Annotated in this window: 6 protein-coding genes, 1 tRNA gene and 1 pseudogene; 5 read left to right on the top strand and 3 right to left on the bottom strand. The window is 68.8% G+C overall.

Annotated features, from left to right (window positions below; all coding sequences use genetic code 11):
* Window positions 1-308: 308 nt before the first annotated feature.
* Together ABZ070_RS16360 and ABZ070_RS16355 are read left to right on the top strand one after the other, a co-directional pair.
* Window positions 309-1,673, top strand: coding sequence for an aminotransferase class V-fold PLP-dependent enzyme (locus ABZ070_RS16360; RefSeq protein ID WP_356634248.1), 1,365 nt, complete (start codon window positions 309-311; stop codon window positions 1,671-1,673).
* Window positions 1,670-3,079, top strand: a complete 1,410-nt coding sequence (locus tag ABZ070_RS16355) for a SidA/IucD/PvdA family monooxygenase (RefSeq protein WP_356634246.1) — start codon at window positions 1,670-1,672, stop codon at window positions 3,077-3,079. The genes ABZ070_RS16360 and ABZ070_RS16355 overlap by 4 nt, the downstream gene beginning before the upstream one ends.
* A gap of 9 nt (window positions 3,080-3,088) precedes the next feature.
* Here ABZ070_RS16355 and ABZ070_RS16350 read toward each other — a convergent pair whose 3' ends face one another.
* Window positions 3,089-4,900, bottom strand: coding sequence for a 5'-nucleotidase C-terminal domain-containing protein (locus ABZ070_RS16350; RefSeq protein ID WP_356634244.1), 1,812 nt, complete (start codon window positions 4,898-4,900; stop codon window positions 3,089-3,091).
* Window positions 4,901-5,131: 231 nt separating this feature from the next.
* Between ABZ070_RS16350 and ABZ070_RS16345 the strand changes: the two genes are divergently transcribed.
* A complete protein-coding gene (locus tag ABZ070_RS16345; RefSeq protein ID WP_356634252.1) occupies window positions 5,132-5,827 on the top strand; it encodes an SIMPL domain-containing protein in 696 nt (231 codons plus the stop codon).
* Between the two features lie 134 nt (window positions 5,828-5,961).
* Window positions 5,962-7,389, top strand: a complete 1,428-nt coding sequence (gene pyk, locus ABZ070_RS16340) for a pyruvate kinase (RefSeq protein ID WP_356634242.1) — start codon at window positions 5,962-5,964, stop codon at window positions 7,387-7,389.
* A gap of 10 nt (window positions 7,390-7,399) precedes the next feature.
* Here pyk and ABZ070_RS16335 read toward each other — a convergent pair.
* Together ABZ070_RS16335 and ABZ070_RS16330 are read right to left on the bottom strand one after the other, a co-directional pair.
* Window positions 7,400-8,166 (bottom strand): annotated as a pseudogene (locus ABZ070_RS16335) (helix-turn-helix domain-containing protein).
* 108 nt (window positions 8,167-8,274) lie between these two features.
* Window positions 8,275-8,349, bottom strand: a tRNA-Leu gene (locus ABZ070_RS16330).
* A 96-nt stretch (window positions 8,350-8,445) separates the two neighbouring features.
* On the opposite strand from ABZ070_RS16330, the gene ABZ070_RS16325 reads away from it, so the two are divergent.
* On the top strand, window positions 8,446-9,102 hold the full coding sequence (locus ABZ070_RS16325) for a response regulator (RefSeq protein ID WP_356634240.1): 657 nt from the start codon (window positions 8,446-8,448) through the stop codon (window positions 9,100-9,102).
* The last annotated feature ends 320 nt before the right edge of the window (window positions 9,103-9,422 follow it).

Genomic DNA, 9,422 nt, shown 5'->3' with positions numbered 1-9,422 from the left:
CCAGCGTCAGCTTGCCCTCCTGGCGGGCGATCTCGTCGAAAAGAATGGCTGCTGCTAACGTCGGCCCGTCCGGGGGAACTCCCCCTACCCGCACAGCCGCCGGGCCGTAACGGGAGACTGACGACGTGCGAAGCGCGGTACGGCGTCCGGGGCCTGCCCCGGATTCCCATAGCAGCCCGAGCCCACCCGCCCCGGCCCCCTCCATCCCAATACCACTTTCGGGTTCCGATCGTTGAGATCTGCGGGCACCCCACCGGCCCCCTCGCCACCGTGGAGTGACACCCCGCGTCTCGCCGAAGGACCCGCCCATGCCGCACACCCCGCCCCTCGCGGGAGGAACCACCGGCCCCGACGCGCTGCGCCCCCTGCTCGCCGTCGTGCTCGACGCGCTCGCGGAGGGGGCGGCGGCGCGTGGCGGGCCCGTGCCGGCCGGGGGGCCACAGGCTGTCCACCAGCGGGTACGGCAGGCCGTGGGCGAGGTACTGCCCGAGACCGGCGACGGCGCGGAAACCGCCCTGCGCACCCTCGTCCGCGCCGTCGCCCACGGTGCCGCCGACCCCGCCGACCCCCTGTGCGCGGCCCACCTCCACACCCCGCCGCTCGCGCTCGCGGTCGCCGCCGACCTCGCGGCCTCCGCACTCAACCCGTCCATGGACTCCTGGGACCAGGCCCCCGCCGCCTCCGCGCTCGAAGCGCACGTCACGCGCGTACTGGCCGCCGACGTCTACCCCCAGGCAACCGCCCCCGACGCCCTCGTCACCACCGGCGGCACCGAATCCAACCAGCTCGCCCTGCTGCTCGCCCGCGAGCGGCACGGACCGGCGCTTCAAGTGGTCTGCGCCGACACCGCCCACCACTCGGTGCGCCGTGCCGCCTGGCTCCTCGGCCTGCCCCAGCCCGTCACGGTCCGCGGCCCCGCCTCCCTCGACGGCACACTCACCGAACTCCACGGTCGTCCGCTCCTCGTCGTCGCCACCGCCGGCACCACCGACACCGGGCGTATCGACCCGCTCCCCGAGCTCGCCGGCCTCGCGGACCGCCACCGCGCCGAACTGCACGTCGACGCCTCCTACGGCGGCCCGCTCCTGTTCAGCGCCGAGCGGCGCCACCTCCTCGCCGGCCTGGAGCGGGCCCACTCCGTCACGCTCGACCTGCACAAGCTGGGCTGGCAGCCCGTTGCGGCAGGACTGCTCGCCGTGCCAGAGGCGGCACATCTCGCGCCCCTGGCCCACACCGCCGAATACCTCAACGCCGACGACGACACCGACGCCGGACTGCCCGACCTCCTCGGGCGCTCCCTCCGCACCACCCGGCGCCCCGACATCCTCAAGATCGCCGTCACCCTCAGGGCACTCGGCCGCACCGGACTCGGAGCCCTCGTCGACCGCGCCTGTGCCGCCGCCGCCGACCTCGCCGACCTTGTCGACAAGCACCCCCGGCTCGAGCTGTACGAGCGGCCCACGCTCACCACCGTGCTGTTCCGGCCCGTCGGAGCCACCGACGAAGAGGTCGCCGAAATCCGGCGCAACCTGCTCACCCGGGGCCGCGCCGTTCTCGGCCGCGCCCGCGCCGACAGCCGGCTCTGGCTCAAGGCAACCCTGCTCAACCCCCACATCACCTCCGACGCCCTCGAAGCCCTGACCGAACTCGTGGAAGGCAGCACACCCCGATGACCGGCACGCCACCGACCGAACAGCTCGACCAGCCGCACGACCTCGTGGGCATCGGCATCGGCCCGTTCAACCTGTCCCTCGCCGCCCTCGCCCACGGTGTCCCCGGCGGACTGGCGGCCACCTTCTTCGAGCAGCAGCCGGTCTTCCGCTGGCACCCCGGACTCCTCATCGAGGGCTCCACACTCCAAGTGCCGTTCCTCGCCGACCTCGTCACCCTCGCCGATCCCACCAGCCCCTGGTCGTTCCTCAGCTATCTGCGCTCCCGCGACCGGCTGTTCCCGTTCTACTTCGCGGAGCGATTCCACATCCAGCGAGCCGAATACGACGCCTACTGCCGCTGGGTCGGCGACAACCTGCCCGGCCTGCACTTCGGCCACCAGGTCGACGCCGTCCGCTGGAGCGCGGAACGCGACCTGTTCGAGGTCGACTTCACCCAACTCGACCCGGACGGCGAGGCCGAAGCGCTCGGCCGCGCCTACACCCGCAACATCGCACTCGGCGTCGGCACCGAGCCGTACGTACCGGAGCCGCTCCGCCCACTCGCCGAGGCGCCCGCCGTGCCCGTCATCCACTCCGCCCACTACCTCGAACACCGGGCACGGCTACTGGCCGCCGAGCACGTCACCGTCATCGGCTCGGGGCAGTCCGGCGCCGAGGTCTTCCTCGACCTGCTGCGCTCCCGGCCGACGGGAGCGGAGAAACTGCACTGGCTCGCCCGGACGGAGGCCTTCGCCCCCATGGAGTACTCCAAACTCGGCCTGGAGCACTTCACACCCGACTACACCCGCTACTTCCACCACCTGCCCGAGAAGGTCCGCAACGACCTCGTGCCCCGACAGTGGCAGCTCCACAAAGGCATCGACGCCGACACCATCGCCGCCATCCACGACGAGCTCTACCGCCGCAGCATGCACGGCGGCTGGCCCGACACCGTCCTCACCCCCGGCGTCACCGTCCGCACCGCCGGCCGGGTCGCCACCACCAAGGTCGAGCTGCACCTCGAGCACACCCAGCAGGGCAGCCGCTCCCGCCTCACCACCGACGCCGTCGTCCTCGCCACCGGCTACCGAGAGCGGCCGCTCGACCAGCTCCTCGCCGGACTCGACCCGTACATGCGCCGCGACTCCACCGGACGCCCCGTCGTCGACGGCGAGTTCCGGCTGAAGCTCGACCCGGCCGTGACCGGATCCCTCTACGTGCAGAACGCCGAACGGCACACCCACGGCGTCGGCGCACCCGATCTCGGCCTCGCCGCCTGGCGCAGCGCCAGCATTCTCAACACCCTCACAGGCAAAGAGCCCTACCCGCTGCCCCGCCGCACCGCGTTCACCAGCTTCGGTCTCGAACGACGCGAAGCGCCCGGCATTCCCGGCCAGGCGCCCGCGCTCACCCCACTGGAGTGCTGAGCCTCCCCACTAGAAGACAGGCACCCCGTCACGCGTCAGCTTCCAGCCCACCGACGCGAACTCCGCCGGGTCGACCGTGCCCTTGGCCTGCACCCACCCGATGATCGTGTTCCGGATCTCCTCCGAGTTCGCCCACAACTGCTGGGCCGCGGCCACATGCGGGAAGTTGCCGCCGCCGCTCGCCCGGTAGTTGTTGACCGCAAGCACGAACCGTGCCGCAGGGTCGATCGGCGCGCCCTCGAACGACAGGTTCGCGATCCTCGAACCGGCCGCCTTCGCGATGTCGATGTCGTACGTCAGGCCATGGACCGCGTCGTAGTTGTAGTCCGGCGTACCGTCTGCGTTCGTCAGCTTCGACGTGTCGACAGGAGCGCCGGCCGGTGTCTGCACGTAGTACCGCGCCGAGAACTCCAGATACTCCTTCAACTGAGCACCCGTCACCAGCCGCGCCTCAAGGGTGTTCTCGAACGGGTAGAGACCCGCCGCGTCCTTGATCGTCACCTCGCCGGCCGGAATCGACGCCGTACGGGAGAAGCACGACGCCTGCGACAGCACCGGCAGCGCCGCGTGCTCGCCCCCGGCCAGCGCCGCCCTGACCGTCTCCGCCTGGACGTGATTGATCAGATCGATGATCGGCTCGTCCTTCCAGGGCGCGGCGGCCGTGGACATGGCGGCGGTCGACGTGCCGATGACCTGATTGACGTAGGCGACGACCTTCTTGTGCTCGTCGCCCAGCAGCCCGGTGATCCGCGGGTCCTCCGCGACCGTGTTGGAGTTCAACACCTGCGCGCCGACCTTCTCGACCGTCCAGCGCCCCTTCTCCCACACCAGATCGAAGTCGAACAGCGTCAGCCGCTGACCCCACTTCAGCGGCTCGGACAGCACCACCTGGTTGCCGGTCTCCTTGTTGGTGACGAAATACTCCGCAATCTCCGTGTGCGCATGGCCCACCAGAATCGCGTCGATACCCGGCACCTGCTCCGCGACCAGGCCGGCCGCGTTCTCGACGTAGGGGAGCTGGTCACCGTACGAAGAGGTGCCGCTGGAGCCCGAGTGCGCGGAGACGATCACCACGTCGGCGCCCATCGAGCGAAGCCTCGGAACCCACTTCGCCGCCTGCTCCTCCAGCCCCGGGAACACCATCTTCCCGCTGACGTTCTGCTTGTCCCAGATGGCGATCCCCGGATTCGTCAGACCGAGGACCGCGACCTTCACATCCCGGCCGTGCGGGGTGCACAGCCGGTGCATGCTGTACGGCGCGAACGCCGGGCGCAGCGTCTTCGCGTCCAGCGCGTTCGCGCCCAGCAGCGGGAAGCGGCACTGCTCCTCGAACTTCCGCAGCACCGGAATGCCGTAGTTGAACTCGTGGTTGCCCAGCGCCGCGGCGTCGTATCCGATGGCGTTCATCGCCTGCGCCATCGGATGCACCGGACCGCGCTCGGCGGTGATCGGATCGACCTTGGCGTAGTAGTACGACAACTGAGTGCCCTGGATGGTGTCACCGGCGTCTATCAGCAGCGTGTTGCGCCGGCCCTTCTCCTCACGGACCTGATTCACCAAGGTCGAGATCTTCGCCAGGCCCACGTCGTTGTGCGCCTTGTCGTCGAACTCCTTGTCCGTGAAGTAGTCCCAGTTGAAGACGTTTCCGTGCAGATCGGTCGTGCCCAGAACGGTGAACGAGTACCGCTTCCGCCGACGTCCACGACCCGCGCCCCCGCCCCCGGTCGCGGCCGACGCGGGCACGGCGGCACTCCCGGCCACTGCCACACCGGCCCCGGCGGCGGCCGAACGCCCAAGGAACGTCCTACGGTTGAGCGGCATCTCTTCTCCCTCGATCCAGGCGCACACCGGTGCGCCCCGGTGCACAACGCGCGTAGATTCTGACCCAGGAGCACCACCCCGCAACACCCCCCAAGGGTTTCGATCCGATGACCAGCCGTCGTCCGGCCCGGATGGGAGAGTGTCATCACAAGGGCCGTTCCGACCCGGACCATCCACGGGACAGGCCCCGCCGCCGCGACAGGGAGAGCAGCCGTGACGACCGACGTACCCATGCCCGCCACGCCCTACGGCACCCCCCAGGCGCCCCGCGTCGCCGTGCGCGGAGAGGCCCGCCTCGAATTCGACCCCGAAATCGCCCGCATCGGCATCACCGTCAGCGCCCGCGGCACCGACCGGCGCAGCGCGCTCGAAGACCTCACCCGGCGAAACGGCACCGTGATCGAGCTCGTCAAGGCCTACGGCGACGCCGTCGAGAAGCTGGAGACCGGCGCGTTCTCCATCAGCCCCGAACTCGGCCGGCACGGCCGGGGCGAGCGCGTCAGGGCCTACCACGGCCGCGTCCACATCACCGCCGTACTGAACGACTTCACCGCCCTCGGCGAAGCCACCACCCGCCTCGCCGACCTCGAACTCACCCGCGTCGACGGCCCCTGGTGGTCCCTTCGCCCCGACTCACCCGCCCACGGCGAAGCCCGCCGCCAAGCGGTACGCGAAGCCGTGCAGCGTGCCCGGGAGTACGCAGAAGCCATCGGCGGCCGGCTCGCCGCCCTGGTGGAACTGGCCGACCTCGGCGCGGAGAACGCGGCCCCCTACGGCGGGCCCGCGGCCCCCGGAGGCATGCGGATGGCCGCGTTCGCCGGAGCGGCCCAGACGGAGGCCGCCCCCGCCCTCGACCTCGAACCTCAGCGCCAGACGGTCTACGCCCAGGTGAATGCGCGCTTCACCATGACACCGCCGCAGCTGTGACCCCGCGCGCCCATATGCTCATCAGAGCACGCCCGCGCACAATTCAACACTTGTCAAGAGCCCTTCATGCAAAGGTTGTTGAGTAGTCATGCACGACCAATTCTCTACCCATCAGTAAGCTCTAGGCTCGAATCATGCGCCGAGCGAAAATCGTCTGCACCCTGGGCCCCGCCACCGACACATACGACCAGATCAAGGCACTGGTCGAAGCCGGAATGGACATCGCCCGCTTCAACCTCAGCCACGGCACCTACGCCGACCACGAGGAGCGATACCAGCACGTACGCAAGGCCTCCGACGAAACCGGCCGAAGCGTAGGCATCCTCGCCGACCTTCAAGGCCCGAAGATCCGCCTCGGCCGATTCCGCGAAGGACCCGTACTCCTTGAACGCGGCGACACGTTCACCATCACCGTCGAGGACGTCGAAGGCGACCGGCACACCTGCGGCACCACCTACCAGGGACTGACGTCCGACGTCACCCGCGGCGAGCGCATCCTCGTGGACGACGGCAAGGTCGCCCTGGAAGTCACCGAGATCGACGGCCCCCGCGTCCACACCAAAGTCGTCGAAGGCGGCATGGTCTCCGACCACAAAGGGCTCAACCTCCCCGGCGTCGCCGTCTCCGTCCCCGCCCTCTCCGAAAAGGACGTCGAAGACCTCCGCTGGGCCCTCGGCATCGGCGCCGACATCATCGCCCTCTCCTTCGTACGAAGCGGCCGCGACATCGAAGACGTCCACCGCGTCATGGACGAGGAAGGCCGACGCCTCCCCGTCATCGCCAAGGTGGAAAAGCCGCAGGCGGTCGAGAACATCGACGACATCGTCGCCGCATTCGACGGAATCATGGTCGCGCGCGGCGACCTCGGCGTCGAAATGCCCCTCGAGCAGGTGCCGATCGTCCAAAAGCGCGCCATCAAACTCGCCAAGCGCAATGCCAAGCCGGTCATCGTCGCCACCCAGATGCTCGACTCGATGATCGACAACAGCCGCCCCACCCGCGCCGAGGCCTCCGACGTCGCCAACGCCGTCCTCGACGGCGCCGACGCGGTGATGCTCTCCGGCGAAACCAGCGTCGGCAAATACCCCGTCGAAACCGTCCGCACGATGGCCCGCATCGTCATCGCGGCCGAGGAGGACGTCCTCGCCAAGGGGCTGCCCCCGTTGACCGACCGCAACAAGCCCCGCACCCAGGGCGGCGCCGTCGCCCGAGCCGCCGCGGAGATCGGCGACTTCCTCGGCGCCAAGTTCCTCGTCGCCTTCACCCAGTCCGGCGACACCGTCAGGCGACTGTCCCGCTACCGCTCACCGATCCCCCTCCTGGCCTTCACCCCCGACCCGGCCACGCGTTCCCAGCTCAACCTCACCTGGGGAGTCGAAACCTTCCTCGGCCCCCACGTCGAGTCCACCGACGCGATGGTGGCCCAGGTCGACGAGGAACTGCTGCGCATCGGCCGCTGCGCGAGGGGCGACATCGTGGTGATCACCGCCGGCTCCCCACCGGGCGTCGCGGGCTCGACGAACCTCGTCCGCGTCCATCACATCGGCGAGAGCCTGAAGTAGCGGATGACGCTCAGTACTTCGGCCCGACGTGCGCGTCCATGAGAGCGACGGACGCGCGTCGGGCGACGGAGATGTTGTAGGGATTGCCGTTGCGGGTGCAGTGTTTCCACTCGACGCCGAGCGTGTCGAGAGTGTCGGTGTACAGCTGCCGGATGTCGTCCGAGACGTTGGTGAAGAAGTACCGCGGGTACTCGTAGCGCTTGCGCTCGCCACCGACGATGCGGGTGGTCCAGTTGGTGATACGGCAGCCGTCGGAGTGGATCAGACCGCGCACGAAGTCCCATGGGTGGGCGTCGACGATCTCCTGCTGCCAGGGCTCGAGGGCGATCTTGCGCTCGTGCTTTCTACCGGGCCGTGTTGAGGGAAGAGGCAGGGCCAGTGCTTGCTGTGTGCGGTCACATACTGGCAGCCCTGGCTTCGTACGCGGAACACCTTGTTGTGCGGACGGGCTGCTTGGACAGCCTCGGCGCAGGCGTCGATGAGGCCCGGCCAGGCATCGGCACAGGCGATCCTCAGGAAGTACACGCCCCGACGAAGGGAGCTGATACAGCCGTCTCCGAGGTAGAGGCCGAGTAGGTATGCGTAACTCGGGCGGTCCTCCGGGAGCCCAGGAACACGGCAGCAGCGTGGACACGTCGTACTGTGCTGCGGGTCAAGGCGCCTCTGCCATGAGCGAATTGCGGCGCGGGATATCCCGGTTTCGTTGCTGACGGAGTTGAGGCTGCGACCTTGCTCGACGAGTGCGAGGACTCGTTTGCGCGTATCCACGTCGTACATGCTCTCGAGCATGTTGCGGGCGGAACCTCGCGGAGGTGCTTTGCGGTGCAATCACCTGATCACGTGAAGCGCGTGATCCTGGGAATGACCTTGGAATCCAAGGAGAAGTGCCCCGGGTCGGACTCGAACCGACACTGTATGGGTTTTGAATCCATTGCCTGCTGCCAATTGGGCTACCGGGGCTTGCGAAATCGAAGGTTGTCCTTGATCGGCTGCGCACTACCTTACCGCAGCTGGGTAGGCTCAGGGTGAGCACCCCGTATTGGAACAAGGAGTCCCGTGACCGCCCCCGAGTCGCCCCAGCCCATCTCCGATGACGACGACAAGTCGCACGTTCCGCCGCTGACGACCCGCGTCGTCATCGCCGAGGACGAGGCCCTCATCCGGCTCGACCTCAGAGAGATGCTCGAGGAAGAGGGCTACTCCGTCGTCGGTGAGGCGGGGGACGGGCAGCGGGCCGTCGAGCTTGCTCGGGAGCACCGGCCGGACCTCGTGATCCTGGATGTGAAGATGCCCGTGCTCGACGGGATCTCCGCGGCCGAGAAGATCGCGGAGGAGTCCATCGCGCCGGTTCTGATGCTGACGGCCTTCTCGCAGCGGGATCTCGTCGAGCGGGCGCGGGACGCCGGGGCGATGGCGTATCTGGTGAAGCCGTTCAGCAAGAGCGACGTCGTGCCGGCCATCGAGATGGCGGTGTCCCGGTTCACCGAGCTGAAGGCGCTGGAGCAGGAGGTCGCGGATCTCTCGCAGCGGCTGGAGACGCGCAAGCTGGTGGATCGCGCGAAGAGCATTCTGCAGACGCAGTACGGGCTGACGGAGCCTGCGGCGTTCCGGTGGATCCAGAAGACGTCGATGGACCGTCGGCTGTCGATGCAGCAGGTCGCCGAGGCGGTCATCGAGGATGCCGAGGAGAAGAAGGCCGCGAAGGGGCAGTAGCCCGCGGTGCATGTCGGACGGGACCCCCGGTCACATGGTGGCCGGGGGTCCCGTGATGTTCCGGGGGATGTTGTGAAGGTGGTTCCCGCTGCTTCCGGAAGTGACGGCCGCGCCCTAGGGTGACGCGAACACGACACGGTGGGCCGCGGGGTGAGACGGCGGACGCGGTTCTGGGGTGCCGGGCAGGTTCGACGGGGTCGTGATCCGGACAGTTCCGGTCGCTCGCGTGGCTGGGAACTTCCCTGTTCAGCGGCGGTGTGTGCGGGGATGCGAGCATGGCCGTGAAGATCATGTGCGAGTTGTCGGGAAGCTGTGGATCG

Origin of the sequence: Streptomyces sp. NPDC006283, assembly GCF_040613325.1 — a bacterium.
Classification (GTDB): Bacteria; Actinomycetota; Actinomycetes; order Streptomycetales; family Streptomycetaceae; genus Streptomyces.
Note: the sequence above shows the minus strand (reverse complement) of the source record. Positions and strands in the feature narration are given on the sequence as shown.

Coding starts and splice junctions, on each gene's coding strand:
- ABZ070_RS16350 (WP_356634244.1), bottom strand. CDS start 4,900: ATGCCGCTCAACCGTAGGACGTTCCTTGGGCGTTCGGCCGCCGCCGGG.
- ABZ070_RS16345 (WP_356634252.1), top strand. CDS start 5,132: ATGCCCGCCACGCCCTACGGCACCCCCCAGGCGCCCCGCGTCGCCGTG.
- ABZ070_RS16355 (WP_356634246.1), top strand. CDS start 1,670: ATGACCGGCACGCCACCGACCGAACAGCTCGACCAGCCGCACGACCTC.
- pyk (WP_356634242.1), top strand. CDS start 5,962: ATGCGCCGAGCGAAAATCGTCTGCACCCTGGGCCCCGCCACCGACACA.
- ABZ070_RS16360 (WP_356634248.1), top strand. CDS start 309: ATGCCGCACACCCCGCCCCTCGCGGGAGGAACCACCGGCCCCGACGCG.